Source organism: Swaminathania salitolerans (assembly GCF_007988945.1).
GTDB lineage: Bacteria > Pseudomonadota > Alphaproteobacteria > Acetobacterales > Acetobacteraceae > Swaminathania > Swaminathania salitolerans.
Genome location: NZ_BJVC01000006.1, coordinates 113,068 through 138,548 on the forward strand (window position 1 = coordinate 113,068; position 25,481 = coordinate 138,548).

Annotated in this window: 21 protein-coding genes; 8 read left to right on the plus strand and 13 right to left on the minus strand. The window is 64.5% G+C overall.

The annotated features are described in order from the left end of the window. Window positions 1-449: 449 nt before the first annotated feature. From SSA02_RS11620 to SSA02_RS11630, 3 genes are all read left to right on the plus strand, one after another. A complete protein-coding gene (locus SSA02_RS11620) occupies window positions 450-1,868 on the plus strand; it encodes an FAD/NAD(P)-binding protein (protein WP_186807778.1) in 1,419 nt (472 codons plus the stop codon). A 156-nt stretch (window positions 1,869-2,024) separates the two neighbouring features. Beyond that, on the plus strand, window positions 2,025-2,399 hold the full coding sequence (locus SSA02_RS11625) for a YidH family protein (protein ID WP_147094248.1): 375 nt from the start codon (window positions 2,025-2,027) through the stop codon (window positions 2,397-2,399). After that, window positions 2,396-3,262 carry a LysR substrate-binding domain-containing protein gene (locus tag SSA02_RS11630; protein WP_147094249.1) on the plus strand — a complete coding sequence of 289 codons (867 nt, stop codon included), beginning with the start codon at window positions 2,396-2,398 and terminating at the stop codon, window positions 3,260-3,262. Before SSA02_RS11625 ends, SSA02_RS11630 begins: the two co-directional genes overlap by 4 nt. A gap of 25 nt (window positions 3,263-3,287) precedes the next feature. Here the strand turns inward: SSA02_RS11630 and rodA are convergent, their stop codons facing one another. The 5 genes from rodA to SSA02_RS11655 all read right to left on the minus strand — a co-directional run bounded on the left by rodA (window position 3,288) and on the right by SSA02_RS11655 (window position 9,042). Continuing rightward, complete coding sequence (gene rodA / locus SSA02_RS11635) at window positions 3,288-4,442, minus strand: rod shape-determining protein RodA (protein ID WP_147094250.1); 1,155 nt, start codon at window positions 4,440-4,442, stop codon at window positions 3,288-3,290. Next, complete coding sequence (gene mrdA / locus SSA02_RS11640) at window positions 4,442-6,346, minus strand: penicillin-binding protein 2 (RefSeq protein WP_147094251.1); 1,905 nt, start codon at window positions 6,344-6,346, stop codon at window positions 4,442-4,444. The genes rodA and mrdA overlap by 1 nt, the downstream gene beginning before the upstream one ends. 111 nt (window positions 6,347-6,457) lie before the next feature. Further along, window positions 6,458-7,024: a hypothetical protein gene (locus tag SSA02_RS11645; protein ID WP_147094252.1), complete on the minus strand. Its 567-nt coding sequence runs from the start codon at window positions 7,022-7,024 to the stop codon at window positions 6,458-6,460. Between the two features lie 4 nt (window positions 7,025-7,028). Further along, on the minus strand, window positions 7,029-7,973 hold the full coding sequence (mreC, locus tag SSA02_RS11650) for a rod shape-determining protein MreC (RefSeq protein ID WP_147094253.1): 945 nt from the start codon (window positions 7,971-7,973) through the stop codon (window positions 7,029-7,031). Between the two features lie 22 nt (window positions 7,974-7,995). Beyond that, a complete protein-coding gene (locus SSA02_RS11655; protein WP_147094254.1) occupies window positions 7,996-9,042 on the minus strand; it encodes a rod shape-determining protein in 1,047 nt (348 codons plus the stop codon). Window positions 9,043-9,435: 393 nt separating this feature from the next. Here SSA02_RS11655 and SSA02_RS11660 point away from each other — a divergent pair, with 393 nt between their 5' ends. After that, entirely contained in the window at window positions 9,436-9,690 is a 255-nt protein-coding gene (locus SSA02_RS11660; protein ID WP_246103883.1) for a cell envelope biogenesis protein OmpA, read from the plus strand. Window positions 9,691-9,732: 42 nt separating this feature from the next. Then, a complete protein-coding gene (locus SSA02_RS12950) occupies window positions 9,733-10,134 on the plus strand; it encodes a hypothetical protein (protein ID WP_147094255.1) in 402 nt (133 codons plus the stop codon). A 133-nt stretch (window positions 10,135-10,267) separates the two neighbouring features. On the opposite strand, the gene SSA02_RS11670 is transcribed toward SSA02_RS12950, so the two are convergent. Both SSA02_RS11670 and SSA02_RS11675 read right to left on the minus strand, forming a co-directional pair. Next, entirely contained in the window at window positions 10,268-11,839 is a 1,572-nt protein-coding gene (locus tag SSA02_RS11670) for a 2-isopropylmalate synthase (RefSeq protein WP_147094256.1), read from the minus strand. A gap of 246 nt (window positions 11,840-12,085) precedes the next feature. Further along, window positions 12,086-12,988 carry an N-acetylmuramoyl-L-alanine amidase family protein gene (locus tag SSA02_RS11675; RefSeq protein ID WP_246103884.1) on the minus strand — a complete coding sequence of 301 codons (903 nt, stop codon included), beginning with the start codon at window positions 12,986-12,988 and terminating at the stop codon, window positions 12,086-12,088. Window positions 12,989-13,502: 514 nt separating this feature from the next. Between SSA02_RS11675 and SSA02_RS11680 the strand changes: the two genes are divergently transcribed. Further along, on the plus strand, window positions 13,503-16,448 hold the full coding sequence (locus SSA02_RS11680; RefSeq protein ID WP_147094258.1) for an Rne/Rng family ribonuclease: 2,946 nt from the start codon (window positions 13,503-13,505) through the stop codon (window positions 16,446-16,448). 181 nt (window positions 16,449-16,629) lie between these two features. Here the strand turns inward: SSA02_RS11680 and SSA02_RS11685 are convergent, their stop codons facing one another. Beyond that, on the minus strand, window positions 16,630-17,673 hold the full coding sequence (locus SSA02_RS11685; protein WP_186807779.1) for a LytTR family DNA-binding domain-containing protein: 1,044 nt from the start codon (window positions 17,671-17,673) through the stop codon (window positions 16,630-16,632). A gap of 182 nt (window positions 17,674-17,855) precedes the next feature. On the opposite strand from SSA02_RS11685, the gene SSA02_RS11690 reads away from it, so the two are divergent. Further along, the gene (locus SSA02_RS11690; protein WP_222591080.1) at window positions 17,856-18,875 is read left to right on the plus strand and encodes an alpha/beta hydrolase family protein; all 1,020 of its coding nucleotides are present in this window, start codon (window positions 17,856-17,858) and stop codon (window positions 18,873-18,875) included. Window positions 18,876-19,034: 159 nt separating this feature from the next. Here the strand turns inward: SSA02_RS11690 and SSA02_RS11695 are convergent, their stop codons facing one another. Together SSA02_RS11695 and xseA are read right to left on the minus strand one after the other, a co-directional pair. Further along, a complete protein-coding gene (locus SSA02_RS11695) occupies window positions 19,035-19,412 on the minus strand; it encodes a hypothetical protein (RefSeq protein WP_246103885.1) in 378 nt (125 codons plus the stop codon). After that, on the minus strand, window positions 19,409-20,860 hold the full coding sequence (xseA, locus tag SSA02_RS11700; protein ID WP_147094260.1) for an exodeoxyribonuclease VII large subunit: 1,452 nt from the start codon (window positions 20,858-20,860) through the stop codon (window positions 19,409-19,411). The genes SSA02_RS11695 and xseA overlap by 4 nt, the downstream gene beginning before the upstream one ends. A gap of 58 nt (window positions 20,861-20,918) precedes the next feature. Between xseA and purD the strand changes: the two genes are divergently transcribed. Next, window positions 20,919-22,175: a phosphoribosylamine--glycine ligase gene (purD, locus tag SSA02_RS11705; RefSeq protein ID WP_147094261.1), complete on the plus strand. Its 1,257-nt coding sequence runs from the start codon at window positions 20,919-20,921 to the stop codon at window positions 22,173-22,175. A 65-nt stretch (window positions 22,176-22,240) separates the two neighbouring features. Here purD and SSA02_RS11710 read toward each other — a convergent pair whose 3' ends face one another. The 3 genes from SSA02_RS11710 to SSA02_RS11720 all read right to left on the minus strand — a co-directional run bounded on the left by SSA02_RS11710 (window position 22,241) and on the right by SSA02_RS11720 (window position 25,481). Further along, a complete protein-coding gene (locus SSA02_RS11710; protein WP_147094262.1) occupies window positions 22,241-22,717 on the minus strand; it encodes a hypothetical protein in 477 nt (158 codons plus the stop codon). Window positions 22,718-22,958: 241 nt separating this feature from the next. Then, entirely contained in the window at window positions 22,959-24,854 is a 1,896-nt protein-coding gene (locus SSA02_RS11715) for an ABC transporter substrate-binding protein (RefSeq protein ID WP_246103886.1), read from the minus strand. Continuing rightward, on the minus strand, window positions 24,855-25,481 hold the full coding sequence (locus SSA02_RS11720; RefSeq protein WP_147094263.1) for an SCO family protein: 627 nt from the start codon (window positions 25,479-25,481) through the stop codon (window positions 24,855-24,857).

A 25,481-nucleotide genomic window follows, 5' to 3' on the forward strand; every position in this document is an offset into this window, starting at 1 on the left:
CGCACGGTCCGGGATGCTCCCGCCCCACCGTTGCTCCCGGTGGGGCGCGTTTGCGCCCGGAGAATCTGCTCTTCGGGAACGCCGCGCCGGATGCGTCGGCCGGGGCGCCGCCGGTGACAATCGCCGGTGACAATGACATGGGCATCATGTCCATCCCGGGGGGCCTGGAAGGACAGGAAGCCCCCGATACCTGCCCTCGATACCTGCCACCCTGCGGGCAGTCCCGCCAGTCCCCCGCTCCGGCCTCGCCGGATCGCAGGAACACAGGAGCACAGGAGCACAGGAGCACGGGGAAAGACCCATCGTCGAAACGACGCGATCCGCCCGGAGATCCCACGCAACGCCCCGGCAGAACGATCTGTTTTTTCGATCGGTTTCATTCACAGGATCAATTGGATCGATCGATTTCCGCCGATCATACTTCCCCGACACAGAGGAAGATCGATGCCATGAACAATCCGTCCGGAATCGTCATCATTGGAGGGGGCGCCAGTGCGACCCTGCTCGCTCATGCCTTGCGGCGCACGCAAGGTCGCGACTGCCTGATCGTCGATCCCTCCCCCCGTTTCGCACTGGGCGCGGCTTACGGCACGCGCTGTATCGGGCATCTTCTGAACGTCCCGGCATCGGGCATGAGCGGTCTGGCCGAGGCGCCCGATCATTTCGTCCGGTGGCTGCACCGGCAGATCGATCCCGGCATCGCCCCGGGCGCCTTCATACCGCGCGCGCTGTACGGCCTCTATATCGAGCAGCTTCTGCAGGAGAGCGGTGCCACTCTCCTCCGGGACGAGGTCGTCTCCTGCCGCATGTCCCGAACCGCGGCCGGAAGCGGAGGCTACCGGCTCCGGCTCGGCTCGGGTCGGGAGATCGACGCCAGCACGGTCGTACTGGCGCTCGGACATTTTCCTCCCGCACCGATACCGGGCCTTAGCGCGGGAATTCTCGCCGATCCGCGCTATGTCAACGATGTGTGGCGGGAGGGAGCCCGAATAAGCGGGCCGGATGAGCCCCTGGTACTGATCGGAAGCGGCCTGACAGCCATCGACATGGTCATGAAAGCCCGGCTCGAGGGACATAGGGGAACGATATGCCTCCTCTCCCGTCATGCGCGCCTCCCGGAAGCACATCGACCGGAAGCGCATAGGCCAAAAGCGCAACGGCCAGAAGCGCATCGATCGGAGCCTCTTCCGGATGTCCCCGTCATCGACATGGCGGGCGGCGATGCGCGTCTCGGGGTCTGCGTTCGCCAGTTCCATGACGCGATCCGAAGCGGTGTGCCGTGGCGCGCGGCCGTCGACAGCCTGCGATCCGTGAGCAATTCCCTCTGGCAGGGTTTCTCCGCGGCGGAGAGAGCGCGTTTCGATCGCCATCTCCGGAGACGCTGGGATATCGCCCGGCACCGGATCGCCCCGCAGATCGCCTCCTTTCTGCATAATGAGCAGCAGGCCGGGACGCTCGAACTCCATGCCGGACGCGTGACCGGCATTACCGCCGATCAGGCAGGCCTGACGGTCACTGCCATCCACAACGGGAGACAGAGCGTTCTACGGGCCGGGCGGGTGCTGAACTGTACCGGTCCCGATCTGCGCTACGACCGCGTCGGCTCCCCCTTGCTGGACGATCTTTTTTCGTCCGGTCTGGCCCGACCCGGCCATAACGGAATGGGACTGGACACGGACGAAACGGGTCGCCTGACCGCCCGACCGACCGGCAAGGGCGACCGGTCCGGGTCTGCGCTCTATACGCTCGGTCCGGCACGCCTCGGCACCATGTTCGAATCCATCGCCATTCCCGAAATACGCCAGCAGGCCTATGATCTGGCTGCCGAACTCGCTGCCCGCCTCCGGACTGCCTCTTCTCGCCTATGACCTCCGGACGCGCTCTTGCGCATCCGACCTGCCCTGTCATCCGGCCAACGATATCGCCCGTTCCTGCACTCTCCTTTCCTCCGCCTCCCTTCCGCTTCCTTCCTGTTTTCCCTTCCTCTTTCCCTTCCCCTTCAATTCAAGCGTGAAAGTCAGCCGATGATCGCCCGCTATACCGACCATGCCGCGAACGAGCGGACCTTTCTCGCCTGGGTGCGCACGGCACTGGCCATGGTCGCCATCGGATGCATGTTGGCAAAGCTCAATATTTTCCTGCGCCTGATCGGCAGCGAGCGGCACGTCGCGATGCCTTCCCACCCGGGCGCATCGGCCTGGATCGGCGTTGCGACGATCTGCGCCGGTCTGGCCCTGCTCCCGGCGAGCTGGTGGCGGTTTCGTCAGGTAAAGGCGGCGCTCTCGGCAGAAGAACCGCGAAAGATCGCGCTGAGCGGCCTCGAAGGGGTGTTCTGCCTGTTTCTCTGCGCGCTCATCGCAGCCATTCTGCTCTCGCTGCTCGGCTGGCTGCCGTCGTGACGCTCGAGCAACTCCGCCTGTTCGTCGCTGTCGCGGAGCGCGAGCACATGACGCGCGCGGCCGAGGCGCTCTGTCTCACGCAATCCGCGGTCAGCCATGCCATCACGACGCTCGAGCAGGAATTCGGCCTGCGCTTCTTCGACCGTGTCGGACGACGCATCGCGCTGACCGATACGGGCCGACTGTTCCTCCCGGAAGCCCGTGCCGTGCTCGCACGCGCCGAAGCCGCCCGGCAGCGCATGATGGATCTGACTTCGCTCGAAACGGGGATGCTGCATCTCTGGGCGAGCCAGACCGTCGCGAGCTACTGGCTGCCTGCTCGGATCAATCGTTTCCATGCCCGTCACCCGTCCATCGGGCTTGCCCTGACCATCAGCAACACCGAGGAGATATGCCGTCATCTCTCGGACGATGCTCTCTCCTTCGGACTGATCGAAGGCGAAGCATCGGCGCCTGGCCTCGAAACGCGCAGGATCGCCCGTGACAGGCTCCTGCTCGTGGTGGCCCCGTCCCATCCCTGGGCCACGCGCCCGCCACTCCCCCGTGACCTGTCCGGCAGCCCGTGGATCCTGCGGGAACGGGGCTCGGGCACGCGGGCCAGTTTCGAAAAGGCGCTCAGAACGTGGGGGACCGATCCCGACCGGCTGGATGTGATCATGGAACTCACCTCGAACGAGGCTGTCGCCAATGCGGTTGCGACGGGTCATGCGGCAACCGTGCTCTCCGCCAGTGTCGTGGCCGGACCGATCGAGAGCGGCATCCTGCATCATGTCGGGATCGCGTTTCCCGAGCGCAGCTTCTCGCTCGTGCGCAATGCGCGCTCGCTCTCTCCGGCAGAAGCCGCCTTCGTCGCCCTGCTCTGAGGCTCAGGCGCGCGCTGCCGCGCCGCTATCGCCCGGATGCACGCTCGACACGGTCGGGTTCATTGCGGTGGACCCAGGCCGACAGGAGCAGACCGAAACCGAACATCATCGTGAGCATTGCCGAGCCGCCATAGGAAATGAGCGGCAACGGAACGCCACCAACGGGTATGACGCCCATCACCATCGAGAGATTGACCGCGCAGTAGAGAAAGAAATCGACCGAAATGCCCAGCGCCAGAAGGCGTCCGAACTGGTTCCGGCTGCGCAGCGCCATGAGCATCCCACCGATCACGAGCAGCGAGAGAAGACCGATGACCGAGATCGCGCCCACATAGCCCCATTCCTCCCCGATCATGGTGAAGATGAAATCGGTCTGCTTCTCCGGCAGGAAGTTCAGCTGCCCCTGCGTACCGCGCAGATAGCCCTCGCCCCACATTCCTCCCGAACCGAGGGCGATCTTCGACTGGATGATGTTGTACCCCGCACCGAGCGGATCGTGCTCCGGATGCAGGAAAGTATCGATCCGCGCCTTCTGGTAGTCATGCAGATGGGCATAGACGAACTTGCCGAGAAAAGGGATCGGCGCCACGAGGATCAGGATCTGCCAGAGCCGCATGCCGGCAGCGAAGAACATACTCGCACCGATGACCCCGATGATGACCGCCGTCCCGAGATTCGGTTCCTTGAGGACGAGGACCACCGGCAAGAGGGTAAGCAGTGCGGGCGCCACCAGCCTGAGCGGATTACCCATGCGCCTGATATCGATGCGATGAAACCAGCTCGCCAGAGCCAGAACGAGCGCGATCTTCGCAAACTCGGAGGGCTGGAACTGGATGCCCGCCAGATTGATCCAGCGCTCGGCCCCCTTGCCGACATGCCCCATGCGCAGGACGAGCGTCAGCAGCGTGATCGCAGCCAGATAGACCGGTATCGAGAGCAGCCGGAGCAAACGGGGGCTGGTGAGCGCCACCACGATCATCATGACGAGCCCGAATGCGAAACGCACCATCTGGGGGCGCGCGAAGGGACGAGCCGCCCCCCCGCCCGCAGAATAGAGCGCCAGATATCCCACACCGGCGAGAACACAGATGAGCAGGACATAGAACCAGTTGATCTGGAGCAGCTTGCCCAGAAGCCGGAAACTCGGCTCAGGACGCCACAGGCGTTTCTGCCACTTCATCAATCGGCATCCGCGACGGCCTGGCCGGGAACGTGATCGTGATTGACGGGGTCGCGGGTGAGCGTATCCGTCATGATATCGCGTGCCAGCGGTGCCGCCGCATCCGCTCCGCCATTGCCATGCTCGATCACGACCGCAATCGCGTAGCGCGGCGCGTCGAACGGCGCAAAGCAGATGAAGAGCGCATGGGGTCGCTCCTCCCAGGGGAGATTCATCGAGTTGAAATGCCCGCTCTCGCGCAAGGCGCGCGAGACGCGCCGCACCTGCGCAGATCCGGTCTTTCCGGCCATATACACGTCCGGGATGGAGAGCCGCGCCTTGGGCGCCGTTCCATGGGGCGCGTTCACGACATCGTACATCCCCTGACGGATCACGCCGAGATGCGCCTCGTCGACCCCCATATCGGGCGCGGCATCGAGCGGCGTATGCGCCGAATCCCGGTCGTTGATGCGACGGACGAGATGCGGGGTGACGTTGCGCCCCGAGGCGATGCGCGAGACATAGGTGGCAAGCTCGAGCGGCGTCACCTGAACGAAGCCCTGACCGATCCCGGCATTGACCGTATCGCCGCCGTTCCAGTGATGACCGTGCTTCTGCCGCCATTCCGGCGTCGGAATCACACCCGAGCGGATATGGGAGAGCTCGATATCGAGTTTCGTCCCGAGACCGAAACTGTTCGCCATGGTCTTGATCGGCTCCATGCCGATCTTGCGCGCTGCGAGATAGAAATAGACGTCGCAGGAATACATGAGCGCCTGCTGCATGGTGATGTTGCCATGCCCCCAGCGCGACCAGCAATGAAAGCGCACCCCGCCCATGTCGTAATAGCCGGGACAGTTGAAGCGATCCTGCGGAGAGATCTGGCCGGTTTGCAGGGCCGCCAGAGCCACTGCCGGCTTGAAGGTCGATCCCGGAGGATAGACACCGGCGACCGTCTTGTTGATGAGCGGCGTCCGGACATTGTTCGTCCATTCGATCCACTGCGCATGGCTGACGCCGGAATCGAAGAGCGACGGATCGAAAGAAGGCGTGCTGACCATGGCCAGCACCTCGCCATTGCGGCAATCCATCACCACGACGCTGGCGGCCTGATCGCCCACGCGGTTCAGAACCATCTGCTGCAACCCGGCATCGATGGTCAGAACGATCTCGTCGCCCTGCTGGCCGTCGACCCGGTCGATCTCGCCCATGACGCGCCCGCGTGAATTGACTTCCATCTCGACCGAGCCGGGCTCCCCGCGCAGCAGGGTGTCCTGGGTCTGCTCGATTCCGGCACGACCGGCACGCATGCCCGGAAGCGCCATCATCGGCGACGCCGCCACATCGCGTTCGTTGGGCGGGGCCACGTAACCCACGATATGGGCGAGCTGTGCACCGTAAGGATAGAGACGGGTCGAACCCACATCGATCAGCACGCCGGGCAGGCTCGGGGCGTTCAGCTCGATCCGGGCCATATCGTCCCAGCTCAGGAAGTCCTTGAGCGCAACGGGAACATATTTGCGGATATGCCGCAGATCGCGCGCGATCCGCGCCTGATCGCGATCGTCGAGGGCGATGATCTGACCGAAGCGCGCGATGGTCGCCCTGACATCGGTCGTCTCCTCCGGCATGAGCAATGCGCGCCAGTTCACCTTGTTGCCCGCGAGCTGGATCCCGAAACGGTCGTTGATCTGGCCGCGCGCAGGCGCCAGAAGGCGCTTGCTGGTGCGATTGCGCGCGGCCAGATCGCGCAGATGATCGCCCTCATGCACCTGGAGATCGTAGAGTTTCTTTCCCAGAACCCCGAGCACCCCGGCCTGCGTCGCCAGAACGACCAGCGCACGACGCGTGAAAACCCCACGCGATGGCGGGATCTCCTCGCGCTTGCCGCGCGACCGGTCTTTCGGGGAGCGCCTGAATTTCATCGCACGCACTCTAGACGATCGGCACCGCCGGATACAACGACGGCCCCACCGGGTTCGGAACCGGCGCAGGAGGCGATGCGGCATCGGGACGTCATGCTCAAAACCGGGCCCTCAGGCTTGCTCAGGATCAGCCACCGTGCGTCGCGCCCAGCTGAACAACGCGCTCAATGTCGGATACACACCAATCGTCACCGCCATCTGGAAAAGACTCGGAACCGGCGACAGGAAAGTCAACGATCCGATACACGCGATGGCCCAGCCGAACAACGACAAAACAAGCGACAGCGCTCCGAGAAGCGCCCAGGCAAACAGAAAGCTGATACGACTGAGGCCGTAGCGCCAGAGATGGGCCACGCCATGCATGACGAGCAGGGAAAAAAGCAATACGCCCGGAGGACCGAAGCCGAGAAGCTCGCCGATCAGACCGATGCAGAACGTCATGACAGCAGTCATCGAGGCAGGACGATGGGCCGACCAGAAAAAGACCGTGCCGGTTGCCAGCGCGAAAGACAGTTCTGCCTGTCCCGGAAGGCCCAGATCCGCCGACAGGATCACCATGCTCACCACGACGAAGAGAGACGGCATCAGGGCGCGCATTGCCATGTCGAGGCGTCGTCTCAGCGTCGGACGCGGTGCGATGCCGGGATGAATCTCCGGGTTGAGGCGATGGGTCACCATGATGTCACCCCTGCCCCCGCATCGGCTTCTGGAACGGGATGAACGGAAGGGCCGGCGCGACCGGCATAGGAGGCGTCAGCGGCACACGCCCGGGTGCCTGCGGACCGTCATGATCCGCGTTCATGTAGTTGAAGACGCGAATGATGTCCGGGTGATCGAGAGAGGCTTCCGGCACCACGACCGGCGAGCCCGGATGGAGGTAATGAACCGTCCCGACCACGAGGCCGCCCGGCATTCCGGCAAAACCGCCATGCGCCCGCCCGCCCGGTGCGGGCTGCTCGGCCGTGATCACGCGCTCGCCCTCCACGGGGCGGTTGTCCTGGGCGTAATAGATCAGACGGGGATAGGGAGAGCCGTCGCCTGCCATGATCGCATTGCCGTGCGACGCGGTGAGCATCACGGGAATACGGCTCGCCTCGTCATTGATGAGGAGGATGCGGACCGTGCGGTCGCCCGTCTCCGTGACACGCCCCAGCAGACCGGCGGCGTCCAGCGCGACATCCCCCGGCAGAAGCGTGTGCCCCTCGCCCACGGCAAGCAGAACCGAGCGTCCGTAAAGCCCCCCTGCATCCCGCAGGACGTGACCGCTCACGAAACTCGGTGCGTTATCGGGGATCCAGTGCAGATTGGCCTTGAGCTGCGCATTCTCGTTGGCGAGCGCGACGGCGACGTCATACCAGCGACGCAGTTTCGCATTTTCGGCACGCAGACGGGCATTTTCTCCGGCAAGCGCGGTCAGCCCGACGAGATCGCGGCGCAGATCGGCCAGTGCGCTTCCCGGGGCTGCCATGAGACGATAGGCGGGCGAAAGGGCATCCGCCACATCCATGCGCAGCCGGTCGACCACCGGGCGTCGCGTGAGACCGAGCATCACGAGCCCGATCGACAGCACGAAAAAGAGCGGAAGCATCAGCTTCGCGAGTGCTTGTCGTCCCTGAATCGACAGCATCGGCGGGATGCTCCCCTCGTGTTCAGTACATCGAGATCAGGACATTGCGCAGACGACGCATTTCCTCGAGCGCGCGCCCGGTGCCGAGCGCGACACAGGACAGGGGCGACTCTCCCACCGTCACGGGCAGACCCGTCACATTGCGCAGCACGTCATCCAGCCGGTAGAGCATCGCACCGCCCCCCGTGAGCACGATCCCCTTGTCCACGATATCGGCAGCCAGTTCCGGCGGCGTGTTCTCGAGCGCCATCGTCACCGCATCCACGATCTGCATCACCGGCTCTGCAAGGCTCTCAGCCAGCTGTGCCTGGCTGACGAGAACCTCACGCGGCACGCCATTGACCAGATCGCGGCCCTTGACTTCCTTGACCGGTCCCGGATCTCTGGGGTCGTCCGGAAAACAGGCAGAACCGATCTCGATCTTGAGCCGCTCGGCCGAGCTTTCGCCGATCAGGAGATTGAAGGTCTTGCGGATATAGGAGATGATCGCGTCATCCATCTTGTCGCCGCCCACACGCACCGAGCGCGCATAGACGATCCCGCCCAGGGAGATGACGGCCACCTCGGTGGTGCCCCCTCCGATATCCACGATCATGCTGCCCGAAGGCTCGGTCACGGGGAGACCGGCGCCGATCGCTGCGGCCATCGGCTCCTCGATCAGAAGCACCTTGCGCGCGCCCGCACTCTCGGCGCTCTCCTGGATCGCGCGCCGCTCGACAGCGGTCGAGCCCGAAGGCACGCAGACGATGATCTGCGGGCTGGCGAAGGCGCGGCGATTGTGAACCTTGCGGATGAAATGCTTGATCATTTCCTCCGCCACCTCGAAATCGGCGATCACCCCGTCGCGCAGGGGGCGGATGGCCGTGATGTTCCCGGGGGTACGACCGACCATGAGCTTGGCCTCGTCCCCCACGGCCAGAACCTGTTTCTTGCCGCGCACTTCGGCAATGGCAACGACGGAGGGTTCATCGAGGACGATACCCCGTCCCTTGACATAGACGAGCGTATTGGCGGTGCCGAGGTCAATTGCCATGTCTGCCGACATGAGACCCAGCAGACGTGAGAACATTCAAGCCTCCTGGCCGAAGAGTTTGCGCGCGCGGCTCACGCCAGGAATGCCGGTTCCGAAGTCGCCAACCACCGGGATCGGAGGGCTATCGTTCTGCAGGTCCAGACCATGACGCGAGATATTCTGCGGCAGGGCTTACCGGGGCTAAACCCGGCTAGCAAGTGCCGATCGGGGAAAATTACAGTTTCGGGACAGGGGGGCCACCCCTGGGCGCAGAGTCAGTTACATTCAGTTACAACTGACCTTCACCTCGCCTCAAATCGGCCATCCTCAGACCGCCGCGCACGCCGATTTCATCATGAAGGCCGAAGGGATCGCGACCGGACCGGGAAACCCGAACCTCCGGGCGCCGTTTTCCCTTCCCTCATAACTGGCCTGGATGGCGGAACCGCTATGACAAAGACTGCACTCTCTCCCCGTAGATGCCTCTCCGTTCTCGGCCTGGCCGCGATGACCGCGCTCGGTGCATGCGGCAATCCCTACGACCCCGGCGCACGTGCCGGTTCCGGTGCCCTTGTCGGTGCCGGGGGCGGGGCCGCTATCGGCGCCATTGCAGGCGGAGGCGGCGGAGCCGCAGTCGGCGCTCTTGCCGGAGGAGCGGTCGGTGCCGCCGGCGGCGCTGCCACGACACCCAGTCGGCCGCAATAGGGACCACGATCCCCGACGCGTTGATCGAGAAACGAGAAAGCCATGACCACATATCCAGTTTCCTCTTCCCGCCGCACCATGCGATTCGGCACGCTTCTGGGCGCAGCCGGGATCTGCGCCCTGCTGAGCGGATGCGGCAGCCCCTATGATTCCGGCGCACGCGCGGGATCGGGTGCGCTGATCGGCGGCGGCGCCGGAGCGGCGATCGGCGCGCTGGCCGGCGGTGGCCGGGGTGCCGCGATCGGCGCACTCGCAGGCGGTGCGCTCGGCGCCGCTGGCGGGGCCGCCACAACGCCCAACAGACCGCGCAACACGCAGGGCGGCTACTACAATCAGCAACCCGGGTATCCGAATGGATACAACAACCAGAATGGCTACAATAACGGCTATGCGCAGCCGAATTATCCGCCCCCGCAAGGCTATGGATACGGCAACGGCTACTGATAGAAAAAACCCCGCCTATTGCGGGGTTTTTTTTCGTTCGATCGGATGCCCGGCGACCGGGCGATCTGGCAACGAGACGGCCGGGCGATGAAACGGCCGGGCGGACGCCTCCCCTCCCGGCCAGGCGCATCTCTCAGGCGCTCAGCGCTTCGGGTTCTCCCCGCTCGCGCTTGACGAGAAGCTTGTTCAGCGCGTGGACATAGGCGCGCACGGCAGAGACCACCGTATCGGCATCGGCGCCCTGCCCGTCCACCATCTTGCCGGCCTCCTGCAGACGCACCGTCGTCCTGGCCTGGGCATCCGTTCCTTCCGTCACCGCGCCGATGGAAAACAGGGCGAGGGTCGCCTCATGGGGGAAGATGGTGCCGATTGCGGTGAACGCGGCATCGACAGGGCCGTTGCCCGTCACCTCGGCCTTGCGGATTTCGCCATCGACAAGCAGCTCCAGCGCCGCCTCGGCCGGGCGTCTGGACCCGGCCCGCACGTCCAGAGAAACGAAACGGATGCGTTCGTGGTCGCGGGTCTCGTCATCGACCAGCGCCCGGATATCGTCATCGAACACGGTCTTCTTCTGATCGGCCAGAACCTTGAAGCGCTCGAACGCATCCTGCACCTTGTTATCGCCCAGCGCGTAACCCAGCGCCCGCAGCTTGTCGCGAAACGCCGCACGACCGGAATGCTTGCCCAGAACCAGGGAGGTCTTGCTCCAGCCCACGCTCTCCGGCGTCATGATCTCATAGGTGGCTGCATTCTTCAGGATCCCGTCCTGATGGATGCCGCTCTCATGGGCGAAGGCATTGCGTCCGACGATCGCCTTGTTGGGCTGCACGTCGAAGCCGGTGATCGTGGCGAGAAGCCGCGAGACGCTCAGGAGCTGAGGGGTATCGATCCGGTTTACAAAGGGGATCCGGTCGCGACGCGTGCGGATCGCCATCACGATCTCTTCCAGCGCCGCATTGCCTGCGCGCTCTCCGATCCCGTTGATCGTGCATTCGATCTGCCGGGCCCCGCCTGCAACCGCCGCCAGCGTGTTGGCGACACCGAGTCCGAGATCGTTATGGTTATGCGTGGAGAAAATGACGCCATCGGCACCGGGCACGCGCTCGCGCAACATCGCGAAGATCGCCTGAAGCTCCTCGGGTGTCGTGAACCCCACCGTATCCGGAATATTGATGGTGGTCGCCCCGTGACGGATCGCCGTCTCGACGCAACGACACAGGAAATCCGGCTCCGTGCGCGACCCGTCCTCCGCAGACCACTGAACGTCATCCGTATACCGGCGGGACGCACGATTGCCCTCGGCGATCAGTTCCAGAACCGTCTCGGGCTCCATACGCAGCTTGTATTTCATGTGCAGCGGCGACGTGGAGATGAAATTATGGATACGCCGCCGCGGTGCCCTGGCGATGGCCTCTCCCGCTGCCTCGATGTCGCGCTTGCCGCCACTTCGCGCCAGACCGCATACCACGGACTCCCGCACGACTTCTGCGATCTTCTGCACGCTCTCGAAATCTCCCGGCGATGCCACGGGGAATCCCGCCTCGATGACATCCACGCCGAGCGCCTCGAGGGCCTTCGCCATCCGGATCTTTTCCTCGAGATTCATCGAGAAGCCGGGGGACTGCTCTCCATCGCGCAAGGTGGTATCGAAGATGATGACGCGATCGTCAGCGACCGGGCCGAAAGACGGATGATTGATTGTCATGGAAAACTCTCTTCGTGACGTGAAACAACTCGATCGCAATCCCCTGAACGCGCCGGAAAACCCGGTCGCATGAAGCGCTCAGGGGCAGATAAGTCGAAGCGAACGAAGAAGAAGACCCGGGCACAGCTCGGCGCGTGCGTCTGCACGGTGCCATAGGCGCAAAGAGGGGGTCCGGTTGTCCATGGATGTTCCCTAACGCATCATCGCGCATCTTTCCAGCGCGCAGACGCATTTTTCTTGCTTGTCTCAGCCTGCGCGGGCAACGAGCGTCGTCTTCGTCTCGAAATAGCGATCGATTGCATGGGTCATGGCGAGCGCGACCTGACGGCGATACGCCCCATGCCGCAATGCCGCCTCGTCCTGACGGTTGGACATGAATCCCATCTCGACGAGAACCGAGGGAATATCCGCCGATTTCAGCACGGCGAATGCAGCGTGGCGCGAGGGATGACGAAGCAGACCTATTTTGGGCTGGAATGCCGAGACGACGCTTGCGGCCATATGGGCCGAGCCCCGGCGCGTTTCCTCGCTGACGAGGCTGGAGAGAATGGACTGGACCTCGTGGGACATGCCGTGAAAAGCCGGCCCAGCGAAACGGTCGGCACTGTTCTCACGCTGTGCGAGTGCTGCGGTCTGGGCATCCGAAGCCCCGTGAGACAGCGTATAGACGCTGGCGCCGCGCACACCGGGATCGTGAAGCGCATCGGCATGCATCGAGATGAACAGATGCGCCTTGTGCTTGTGAGCCAGCTCCACACGCCCGTGAAGCGGGATGAAACGGTCGCTCGAGCGCGTCAGGACGACGTCGTATTTGCCCGCCTTGCGAATCTGCCGACACAGCTCCGCCGCCGCAGCCGAGGCGATATGCTTCTCGTAGGTGCCGCTGACCCCGATCGCTCCGGGATCTTTCCCGCCATGCCCCGGATCGAGCATGATCACCGGCTTTGGCGCCGAAGCGCCACGCGCGATTGCAGGCGCATGAAGAGCGTGATGCCCTTTGTTGTGAAGCCCCTGATGGTGATGTGCGGCATGGTGGGTCGTGCGACGAGGGGCCGACCGCGTTGCGGCGATTGCGGCAAGAGGCTCCGCGAGAAACGAACCTCCGAGCAGTCCGAGGAGATGACGGCGGGCCGTTGGCGGAACAGGCATGGAGCGACCTCGGGCTGGAACGGGGAAGGCCCCATTCTGTGACATGGAATTGCGGTGTCAACATGGCGGGACACGGAGTCTTGCACCGAACGCCGATTTCGGTCATCTTTCCGGGGAAGGATCAGGAAACGGTCGATCCGGCGTCTCATGCGGGTTTCAAAACCGCTCATGCGCCGCGTCCCGTGACTGCCGGACTTCGCGCGCAACCAAGGTTTCAGAGGTCCCCTCGCTTCGCAAGGCACATGCCTGCAACAAAGAGCAGAGGGGGAAATCTCCCGACCCGTGGCGCAGGTGACAACTCGCAGGGGCCGCATGATATCTGCCAGTCTCTTTTCGTGGAAAACGGCCGGATCGGGATCACGCCCGCATCCGGAGCTGTTTCGCGGAGACCGGCATCGCAGCCCCTCTTCCCCAGCAATCCATCGACATTCTGCCACGCGCCCGGGCGCAAACGCTGCGAATTCGCAAGCAAGACGCCTCGCCGCAACAAGGGCCGACCGGAGTTTCCCGTTTTATGAGCAAGCGTATGCTGATCGACACCACCCACGCGGAAGAAACCCGCGTTGTGGTCATGGATGGTGATCGTCTCGAAGATTATGATATCGAAACATCGTCCAAGAAGCAGATCAAGGGCAATATCTATCTCGCCAAGGTAATCCGGGTCGAACCGAGCCTTCAGGCCGCTTTCGTCGATTACGGCGGCAACCGCCACGGTTTCCTCGCCTTCAGCGAGATCCACCCCGATTATTTCCAGATCCCCGTTGCCGACCGCGAGAAGCTGCTCGCGCTCCAGGAAGAGGATGTCCGCACGGATGAACGCGCGGACGAGGAGAACGAAGCTCTCTCGCCCGAAGACAACGATTCCGGCGAGACCGCCGAAGCCGATCATCGTGAAGCCGATCATCGTCCGGAGACGGTCGGCGGCGAGCACGATACGGGCGATGAAGGTGCCGCCGCGCGCCGTACCGCGCGCTTCCTGCGCAACTACAAGATCCAGGAAGTCATCCGCCGCCGGCAGATCCTGCTCGTGCAGGTGGTCAAGGAGGAGCGCGGCAACAAGGGCGCTGCCCTGACCACCTATATCTCGCTCGCCGGGCGCTATTGCGTGCTGATGCCCAACGCCCTGCGTGGCGGTGGCGTCTCGCGCAAGATCACCTCCGACAGCGATCGCAAGCGGCTCCGTGACATTGTCGGCGAGCTGGATCTGCCACGCGGCATGGCCATGATCGTGCGTACCGCCGGCGCCCAGCGCCCCGGTCCGGAAATCACGCGCGATTGCGAATATCTGCTCCAGCTCTGGGACGATATCCGCAGCCACACGCTGTCTTCCGTCGCGCCCACGCTGATCTACGAGGAAGCCAACCTGATCAAGCGCGCGATCCGCGACCTGTTCAGCAAGGATATCGAGGAAGTCATCATCGATGGCGAGCCCGCGTGGAAGAACGCACGCGAATTCATGCGGCTTCTGATGCCGCATAATGCCAACAAGGTGAAACTCTGGCGCGACCAGAGCCAGAGCCTCTTCGGGCGTTACCATGTCGAGGGCCATCTGGACGCGATCTTCTCGCCCACGGCCCAGCTGAAATCCGGCGGCTATCTCGTGATCAACCAGACCGAGGCCCTGGTCTCGATCGACGTGAACTCGGGCCGTTCGACCGGCCAGCGCAATATCGAGGACACGGCGGTCCGCACCAATCTGGAAGCGGCCGAGGAAGTGGCCCGCCAGCTGCGTCTGCGCGATCTCGCGGGGCTCGTCGTGATCGATTTCATCGACATGGAAAGCCGCAAGCACAACCACATGGTCGAGAAGCGTCTCAAGGATGCGCTGCGCTCCGACCGTGCGCGTATCCAGATCGGACAGATCTCGCATTTCGGCCTGCTGGAAATGTCGCGCCAGCGCCTGCGCCCCTCGATTTCCGAGGCGGTTCTGGTTCCCTGCCCCCATTGCCAGGGCACGGGCCATGTCCGCGGGACCGAGAGCGCGGCTTTGCATGTGCTGCGCGCGCTGGAGGAAGAGGGTCTCAAGCAGAAGGCTGCCGAGATCAGCGTTCATATCACCTCGGGAATTGCGCTCTATATCCTCAACAACAAGCGCGACTGGCTCAGTGAGATCGAGCTGCGTCACCGTATGCGCGTGTCGTTCCAGCCCGATGACAGCCTCACCCCCGCCGATCTGAAGATCGAGCGTCTCCGTCCCCAGACCCCGGCCGAAATCCACCCGGTCGCGGCGCCGGACATGCCCGAGGCCATCGAACAGGAGGACGCTGCCCCCGTCTCCGACGACGCCGTTGCAGAGGAAAGCCGCGAGGACGGCACCCGGGAAGAAAGCCGCGACGAGGGCGGGCGCCGCCGTCGTCGCCGCCGTCGTCGCGGCGGCCGGCGTGGCGACGAGTCCCGTGAGACCGAGATGCGCGAGCATCGCGAGGAAACGGACGAGGCTCCGGCGGGAGAAGACGCGCCCGCGAACGAGGCCGCACGAGGCGGCAGGAAGCGGGACGATGCCTCGGAGGACCGTGCGACCGCGAGCGCCTCATCCATCCGGCCACATGGCGGATCGGACGAGAACGAAGCGGATGGAAACGAGGCTCTGATCGTACCGGGACGCCGTCGTATGCGGACCCGCCGTGTCTCGCGCGAGGAGCGGAACGAGAGCACCGAAGGCGCACGCGCTGCTGAAGACCGTCGCAGCACCGGCGAACAGAAGGGCAAGCGCTGGCAGGGTCCGACGCCGGCCAATCCGTTCGGCGGCGCTTCGTTCGACATTTTCGATATGATCGAACAGGCAGAGTCCCGTCTCGGATCGCCTTCCGCGCTCAATACGGAGCCCGCCCCGACCCGTTCGGAGGTCGTGCCTGCCGAGACGGCGCAGATTGCGGAACATGACGCAACGACGCAGGAGCCGACCGGCTCCCTGCCGGAAACGTCCCGCAACGGCGCCGAAACCCGTGAGCGCAAGGGACGCGCCCGCCCGCGTCGTCGCCCTGCGGCGGCGGAGCGGAACGAGCCGACCCCGGACGAGGTGACAGCAGCGGATGCGGTCCCTGTAGCGGAGCCGGTTTCCGTGGCCGAGCCGGTCGCAAAATCCGAAGCATCTGGCGAAACGGATTCGGACAAGGCGGCACCGCGTCGTCGCGGGCGCCCGCGCAAGACTGCGGCGGCAGCCGTGATCGGCGAGACCGCGTCGGTTCCGGGTCCGGCCGAACCCGCAGCCGCATCCGCACCGGACGCGGCGCCGGAGGAGGCACCACCGGAAAGCGCTCCCAAGCCACGTCGCGGCCGCCCCGCGAAGAAGGCCGAAGCTGCGGCGGAAAAGCCGGCCAAGGCACCGGCCAAACCACCGGCCAAGCCGCGCACACGACGTGCCAAGGCGACGACCGAAGAGGCAACGCCTGTCGTGCAGCCCATCAATGTCGATGAGGTCGCACCTGCCAGGCCGCGCACCGGCTGGTGGAAGCGCTGATCCTCGCCGGCATGTCAGAGCAGGAGAAACGGGGCGGTTCACACCGCCCCGTTTCTTCGTTCCAGGCCCGGATCGGCGAGATACGCATTCCGGACGAGCCGGAGCCTTCTCTCCCCGAGAGCCACGGCGGGCTGCGTGTCGATCCTCGATGCCTCGTCAGCGCACTCCCCATCGCAAGCCGTCACCCGGCACGTTCTGCCGCTGAGCCCTGGATCCGGCTTCCGGTTCGCTCACATGCGCTTTCCACGTCGGATACCCCCTCATCCCCGCGCTCCGCCTCCAGCCAGCCAGCCTCACGCAACCGGGCGACCTGCGCGCGAGCGACCGGCACGGTCAGGCCGTTACGCAGATGCAGCCGCAGGGAACGCGGGGTACCGTCCCAACGGGACACCGCACGGCGCGCGACCCACCAGCTTCGATGCACCTGCAAACCATCGCAGCCCGATTGCCGGGCCAACGCATCGCGAAAGACGCCGTGAACCAGACGGGACCCCGCTATCAGATGGCAGCGAATGTAATGATCCTCCATCTGCAAGGCGTCGATACGCTCCGGAGGAGGATAGGCGGCTCCGGGATGCGCCGCCGCATAACCCACTCCCGCAGACCGGCTGGCTTCCGGGGTGGCTTCCGGGGTAGCCTCCGGGAGAGTGCTCGGATCGGATCGCACGATCCGGCGCACCGGAAGGCGCGGGTCCGTTCCGTGACCGATACGGTCGGATCCGGGATTCGTGTCCTTTCGCCCCGATTGCTGCCGGAGCATCACCACCAGCACGCATGGCAGGGCGATCGCCAGTACCTGTGCATACCAGGTCCACCATCCCGGTAGATGCAAGGCGATCCGGGGCCAGATCGACAGGGCCAGCCCTCGCGTGATCAGGGTCTGGAACAGACTGAGAAACGCGGTCCCTGCCACGACTCCGGACCAGTAAGGCAGTCCCGTTCGACCGCTATACACTCTGCGCAGCAGCAGGAGCGGGCCTGCATAAAGCCCCAGCCCCACCATGATCGAGGCGACCCAGTAGGCCACCCGCTCGAGAGTGCCGGGATTCTGATAGCTGCCATAGGGACCCAGTATCCCCAGAAACAGACCGCCCCCTGTCGACAGAAGCAGACCGCGCAGAAACATGTCGGAGCGTAGCACGAATCCGTCACGCGCCGAGATCCTGCCTGCCCGGTCAGGATATTCCGGGTCGCTCCCGATACCCGACGGCTCCATGTCCTTCATCTCATCGTGCCTCACCCGTTTCGCCCCCCATAAGGGCCGCCTGCTCTCAGGATGACGTGCCCGACCCGGATTGCAAACCCTGCCCGTCGGGTCATTCGCCCAGTCGCCCATTCACGAAAACGCGCTGGTGCGCGGCAAAAATCGGGGATTTCTGGCCCTGTTTTCACAGGAGCCTTTCTTTCATGCCCGCATGGTGTCGCCTTCCCCTCACCTCCCTGATTCTCGCCTGCTGTTTCGGCCCTGCAATGGCCCGTACGCCCGATCCGGGAGATCCGGCGCGCCCGTCGGTGGGATGCCAGCATCTCGTCACCCCTGAGGGGCTGGAGCTGGGGATATGGTATCCGAGCACCGGCAAGCCGGACCTTCAGGCACTCGGCCCCTATGCAGAGAAATGCGTGGTGGATGGCCCCATACGCCAGGAGAACCACGCTCTTATCGTGATCTCGCATGGTACCGGCGGCTCCTGGACGAGCCATCTCGACAGCGCGGCTTTCCTGGCACAGGCGGGCTATATCGTCATGGCCCTGACCGAGCCGGGCGATAACTGGCGCGACACGACACATGCGACCGATCTGGCAGGCCGGACACGGGCCATGAGTGCCGCCCTGACCTATATGCTCACCGCCTGGCCATCCCACCGGCATATCGACCGCCATAGCATCGGGGCATACGGCTTTTCCGCAGGGGGACTGACCGTCCTGCTCGCAGCCGGGGCAATGCCCGATCTGACGCGCACGGGACCCTGGTGCGCCCGGTACCCCGCCAGCTTCACCTGCGCCCTGATCGCCGGGCGCAGAAATCCGGCGGGCCTCCGCATCTCCTCCCTGAGAGACCGTCGGTTCAGGGCGATAGCGATCGCGGCGCCCGCTCTGGGTTTCACCATGACACGCGACTCTCTCGCCCCGGTCACCCTGCCGGTGCAGCTCTGGCAGGCACTGGACGACGCCATTCTGCCATCACCCGGCTCCGTCGAACCCGTACGCGATCATCTGCCTTTGCCTTCCGAGTTTCACGCGGTCGAAAAGGCCGGTCATTTCGACTTTCTCGCACCCTGCCGCCCTGGCTACGACGCGATGGCACTCTGCCGGAGTGCCCCCGGTTTCGACCGGATCGCCTTTCACGACAGGTTCAATCGCGCGCTCATGCGCTTCTACGATCGTACAGTGCTCGGAGAAGACGCGTCCGCCCGACCGCATCGCTGATGCGCGGGGCGAAACGCTCCCTTCGCTTCTCTCCCGGAACAGGCCCGAAACATCCAGGGGCCGCCCGGGTGCATCCGACCGCATTTGCAATCCGGCTGCCGGGCCGAGGCACCGATCGGGGCGTGGCAGGCAGCAGGTCGCCGGACGGGACCGGTAATTTCAGCGGCAGACGCCCGGCGCACCTGTCGCGGTGATATATGTGCCGGTCAGCGGGTTGAAACAGGCATTTCTGGAGCAGGCGCTGCCGGATGCAACGGCATCGTCGAAGACCTGAGCGCCGATACGATTCGTCTCGTGCTGCACGGCTCCGCAAAGCGGCGTATCGAGCGGTGCGGAAGGATCGTTCGTCAACTGGGCCTCGTTCGCGGGAGGCGGCGTCTCACCCGTCATGCCGGGTGGGAAGTTCTGCGGCGGAATACGTGCCGACTGCTGGGCGCCGCCTGCGGGAGCATTGCCAGCGGGCGTCTGGGCACAGCCTGCGAGCGCAGCCAGAACGACGACAATGCCGCCCCAACGGCGCCCTGCGATGTTGGTCATAATCCGAGATCCCCCTGTTCTTCCTTGTCCGAGCCCAGAGGATCGAGCCGTCCGGAACGTGTGCCATCGGCGAAACGCAGGGAAATCGTTCCACCGCGCGGACGTCCGGAAGCCGTCGTCACGGGTCTTCCGCGACCATCCTGCACCAGTGCATAGCCCCGCGCCAAGACAGCCTCGGGAGAAACCGCTTCCAGACGGCCCGCAATACCGGTCAGTCGCGCCCGGTCGAGCCCGATCCGGGCCGTCAGGGTCTCGGTGCCGAGACGCGCATGGACGAATCCCGCCCGCTCCTGCTGCATTCTGTGCCGCATGCCGCCGGTCAGGGCCGCGCCCGCCAGTTGCAGGCGCGACCGTTTCTGCCCCAGAAAATACGCAACCGAGGGCATCCGTCCCTCGACGGCCATCAATCTCTGCCGTGCATGCGAGGCGACCATCGGGAGCGCGAGTTCCAGCCGGTCACCCCGCTCATCGAGACGAAACCGTGCAGTCTCGAGCAGGGCGGGCAGATCCGGCAGCCGGGCGCTCACCTGATCCAGACCGGCTCTGGCCCTTTGCAGCTGGCTCGAAAGAGCGCCGGCCAGGCGGGCGGCGCGATGGGCGAGATCTGCCACCATCTCGGAGCGCAACGGCACGGCGAGTTCGGCGGCTGCGGTCGGTGTGGGCGCGCGCCGGTCGGAAACGAAATCGATCAGCGTCGTATCCGTCTCGTGACCGACCGCCGAAATCAGCGGGATGGGACAGGCTGCGACTGCGCGGAGAACCTGCTCTTCATTGAAGGCCATCAGATCCTCGAGCGAACCGCCACCCCGTGCGACGATCAGCAGATCGGGTCTCAGCGCCTCCGGAAAGCCGGGAGCCGAAAACCCCGTGATGGCCGCTGCGATCTGGGACGCGGCCCCCTCCCCCTGAACCGCGACGGGCCAGACCAGCACCGGACGCGGAAAACGCCGGGAGAGGGTCGTGACGATATCGTGCAGGACAGCGCCACGGCTCGATGTCACGAGACCGATGCAACGGGGGAGAAACGGCAACGCCTTCTTGCGTTCGGCGTCGAACAATCCCTCGGCCAGAAGCTTCTGGCGCAAGCGCTCGATCCTCGCGAGGAGAGCCCCCTCCCCGGCGAAGCTCATGCGCTCGATCACAAGCTGGTAGCTGGACCGGTCGCCATAGGCCGAGACACGTCCCGTCGCGATAACCTCGACCCCGTTTTCGGGAACCATGCCCAGACGCGACACGGCACCGCGCCATATGACACCGGCAATCTTCCCACCCGTATCCTTGAGGGAGAGATAGACATGACCGGACGGATAGCGCTTGAGTTCGGTGATTTCGCCGCGCACCCGCACCCGCCCGAAGCGGCCCTCGAGCGTACGTTTGATGGCGCCTGAAATCTCGCTGACCGAATATTCGGGAAGATTCCCGCCCGGGGTCTCGTCGTTTTCGCTCATTCGCCCAGTCTATGCTACGGAACGCGGGCTACGACCAGTCAGAACAGGAAGAATGACGATGCGGGTGTTACTTGTCGGATCCGGTGGACGCGAACATGCTCTTGCAGCCTGTCTGTCCCGCTCCCCCGAGCTCGAGACCCTGTTCATCGCCCCGGGCAATCCCGGCATGGCTCCCCTCGGTACTCTGGTGCCCATCGACGCAGGCGACGTGACCGCACTCGTGGCCTTTGCGAAGGAGCAGGGGATCGATCTCGTGGTGCCGGGACCCGAAGCCCCTCTCGTGGCCGGGCTTGCGGATCTCTGCGCCGGGGCTGGCATTGCCTGTGCGGGTCCGAGCCAGGCGGCCAGCGCTCTCGAGGGAAGCAAGAGCTTCACCAAGGACGTCGCCGATGCGGCCTGCATCCCGACGGCACGCTGGGAGCGTTTCGAGAATGCCGATGAGGCGCTCGCTTTCGTGAGGCGACGCGGCGCACCCATCGTGATCAAGGCTGACGGACTTGCTGCGGGCAAAGGCGTGATCGTCGCCCAGACGCTCGAGGAAGCGGAGCGCGCCATCGTCGATATCCTGACCGACCGGAGCTTCGGCGAGGCTGGCGCGAGTATCGTGATCGAGGAATGTCTGGTCGGTCAGGAGGTTTCGCTCTTCGCCTTCTGCTCCGACGGCGAGGCCGTGCTGATCGGCGCGGCGAGAGATCACAAGAGAATCGGCGAAGGCGATACAGGCCCCAATACCGGCGGCATGGGCGCCATCTCTCCCCCGCCTGCCTTCGACCGCGCGGCACAGGAAAAGGCCCTGGATCTCATGGTCCGCCCCATGCTGGCTGAAATGGTCAGGCGTGGGACCCCTTTCCGGGGGATCATCTTCGCCGGATTGATGCTGACGGAAACCGGGCCGAAACTGATCGAATACAATGTCCGCTTCGGCGATCCGGAAGCGCAGGCATTGCTGATCAGACTTCAGTCCGATCTCCTGCCGGTGCTCAAGGCACTGGCCGAAGGCCGTCTGGAGGATGCCGCGATCCGCTTCTCGGACGATGCCTCCGTGTCCGTTGTGCTTGCCGCCCGCGGATATCCGGGCACACCGAGCCGGGGTGGGGTCATCAAGGGACTAGACCGGGCCGAAGCGATACCCGGGGTTTCCGTATTTCATGCCGGTACCGCAGTCGAGAACGATCGCCTGGTGGCCGCAGGGGGACGCGTGCTGACCGTTTGCGCTACAGGAGCCGACCCGGAGGAAGCACGGCGCCGCGCCTATGAGGGCGTATCGGCCATCGAATGGGCGGACGGGGTCTATCGTCGCGATATCGGCCTCTGATCCGCATCCCAGGGGATCCCCCATCCGGCATGAACCCGGCCAGACTGCATGCCAGATGGGATTTCTCAGGCGAATTCGGTCATTTCGACAGGCGTTTCGGTCTGGAAAGCCGACGGGTCCAGACGATTTTCCGTCTTGCGTGACGCCGTTTCATCGATCCGTCCTCCCGGTGCCAGAATTTCGCGTGGTGCGTGATCGGCGAGGATCCGCAGGATCCTGCGGCGAAGGCCGCCCTCCGGGTCGTCGCGACCGGCCCGGATCGTGACCACGGCGCTGTCGTTCCGCAAGCGACACTGCTCGAACATCATCGCCTGTCTCGTCTTGACGTCCTCGGGCGGCGGATGGTCGTTGATCAGCCATGTCCAGGCACCCATCGGCCGATGATAGGCATTGTCCTCACGAATGGCCGCGACCGGATCGGCACCGAGCGGCAGGCAATATTGCTGAATGAGACCGGATGGGACATCGCAGACCAGAAGGTCATCGACTGCGGTCTGGGCATGAGAGACGGTGTCGAACACCGCGATAATCATATCCTGCATTTTCATGCACTCCATGAACGTCGTCGAAGACCGACGACCTACAGATCATAACATCCTATCCGTTATCTATCTCTTGTTTCACGTTATATTGATGATGGAAACACCATTCCGGTTTCTGTCGTCATGCGTCCATCAGTATGCCGGGGGCTTGCTCCGCGCTGCTTTGCGAAGGCCGAGACCAGGATCCGCCCCCGGGTCCGGCATGGAGGCCGGACCCGGGGGGCCGGGAGGCGCGTTTCGCTCACTCCCGTTCCTGCTGACGCACCCAGACCTGTGACAGAAGCATGTGGTTGAGGAGGGAATAATGATAATTCCCCAGACGGGCCGAAACGAAATCCACGTAGCGCATCTGGATCAGCGGGATCAGTGCGCTCTGCTCCATTGCAAGGGCGCCGGCCCGTTTCCACAAAGCCTCTCTCCGGGCCGTGTCGCGGCTCTTTCGGGCATCTCTCATCAGGGACTGAAGGCCCGGATGACAGAAACGGCTCGCATTCGTTGCAGCATCGGAGTGTTCTCTTGCATTCTCGCAGCCGAGAAGCGCGTCGAGAAAGGTCGAGGGGGAAGGATAATCGGCATACCAGTAGGAAAGGCTGATCTGGACGTGATTGTCCGAATTGCGCGCGTATCCTTCGGCCCGGGCAGGCGCCATCGGCCGGACGGAAGCCTCGAAGCCAAGCTGCTGCAGCATGTTGCGCAGATATACGCCCATCCCGAGCCCCACGGCCTGATTAGGGACGACCAGCGTGACCTTCTGACCCGCACGACCGCTGCGACGAATGAGCGCCCGCGCCCGGTCGAGATCCGGTCCCGTCCAGTCTCCCGCATCCGACACGCGGCCGAAGCGACAGGGAATATCGGCACCGGCGATGCCGTGCGGAACGATCTGGCAGAGAGGCTCTGCAATGGCGCCGCCGCCATAGAGAATGGTCATGGCGTGACGATCGACCGCATGATTGAGCGCCTGCCTGACCTCGAGAGAATCGAACGGGGGCTCATGTACGTTCAGGGCAAGGTAATACAGCCCGAGAAGCGGTTGCAGATGCACCTGCGCGGCGTAGCGTGACCCGAGCTCCCCCAGACGGTCCTGCGGCTTCGCATCGAGCATGGAATCGTACTGGCCACGCTCTACCGCGGTGACTTCGGCCTCGTCCGAAAGGCCGAAATCGTAAACGATGCGATCCACATAGCCCTCGCTCTGCGCCTCGGGATTGCCGACCCGGAAGAACGGATTGCGTTCGGCCACGAGCTGGCGCGCCGGATCGTAGGAGACGATGCGATAGGGACCGGTTCCGGGTATGGGCGTGCCGCCGGTATCGTGGGGCGGTGTCTGCGCCGGCAGGATCACGGCATGCGGGAAAGCGAGTTTCTGCAGGAACTCGCCATCCGGATGGTTGAGCATGATCACGATTTCACCGGTCGCCGCATCGACCCGGACGCCGTCGAGCCGACATGTATCGGGCGAGGAAAGACAAGCCTGAGCCCCGACGATATTGCCGTAGAAGGACTGCGCGGTCGGGCTTCCGGCAAGGAAGATGCGCCTGAATGACGCGCGAACGTCCTCTACCGTCACCGGAGCGCCGTTGGAGAAACGCATCCCCGGACGAAGATGGAATACCCAGCGCAATCCATCCTCGCTGACCTCGGGCAGGGACGTTGCCAGATCCGGCACCACATCGAGGCCCAGCCTGCCATCCGCCTGTCTGTAGGTCACGAGACCATCGTACATGGTGACGAAAAGCTGGATGAATTCGCTCGTGTAATTGATCTGCGGATCGAGCGTTCCGCCTGAGGCATCGGCGGTGAGCCGCAATGTGCCCCCGCGATGCGGATCGTTGCGCGTGATCCCGGCGGCCCTTGTCCGACCGCCGGTGGACGATGCCGTTTCTCCGCCCGTGTTTCCCGGGGCGTCTACGGGAGCGTCCCCTGAAGCGCCTACCAGGGCGTCCGCGGGCGCCGCCGCGGCCAGCGCAACGGGAAACCCCGATATCGCGGCTGTGAGAACCGCCGTCGCGACGGCGGTCGCGGGGAAGAGCGCCATAAGGGCCGCCGATAGAGCCGCCCCCAGAGCCGTCCCCGCCGCCGCCGGGCGGCGCGGAACGCCGGTACCGCGCCCGGGCGGAAAGGCGTCGGGCCTCATTCAGCCTCTATGGGCGAGCTGATGGATACGGGTCACGATCGCCTCGGTTCCGGCCCCGGCCTCGACGGTACCGGCATAGCGGCCACGCGGATCCATGATGACGATACGCGGCGCAGGAAGATGATAGCTCTCCCCATGATCGGGATGGACCATTTCCATAGGAGCATGGAATTCCCGTGCGACACGCTCGATCATGCTCGGGGCGCCCGTCAGGGGCACGACATGATCTCCCAGCGGGAGGACATAGGTTTTCAGCTCGGCCGATTCGTCATGCACCGGATCCAGCGTGATCGCAAGCGGCGCGAGCTGGATGCCTTCGCGGCTCAGCACGAGCTTTGCATCGCTCATGGTCCTGAAGACCGGACCGCACAGGGTCCTGGGGCAATGCGTGTCGAAGAACCACACCAGCACCCAGCTGCCATGGAAATCGCCCTCGGTGACGTTTCCTTCCCCGAGGGCCACGAGGCGATAGCTGCCCCCGATCTCGTTCCCCTGTGTCGAGACCGAGCCGCCGAAGCGCTCGGAAAGGCGATATCCCGTCCAGCTCAGGGCCAGAGCGAGGATGACCACGACGATGGCAAGGCGCGGTCCGGTCCAGCGTATCCGGCGTTGAGAGTTCTTTTTCAT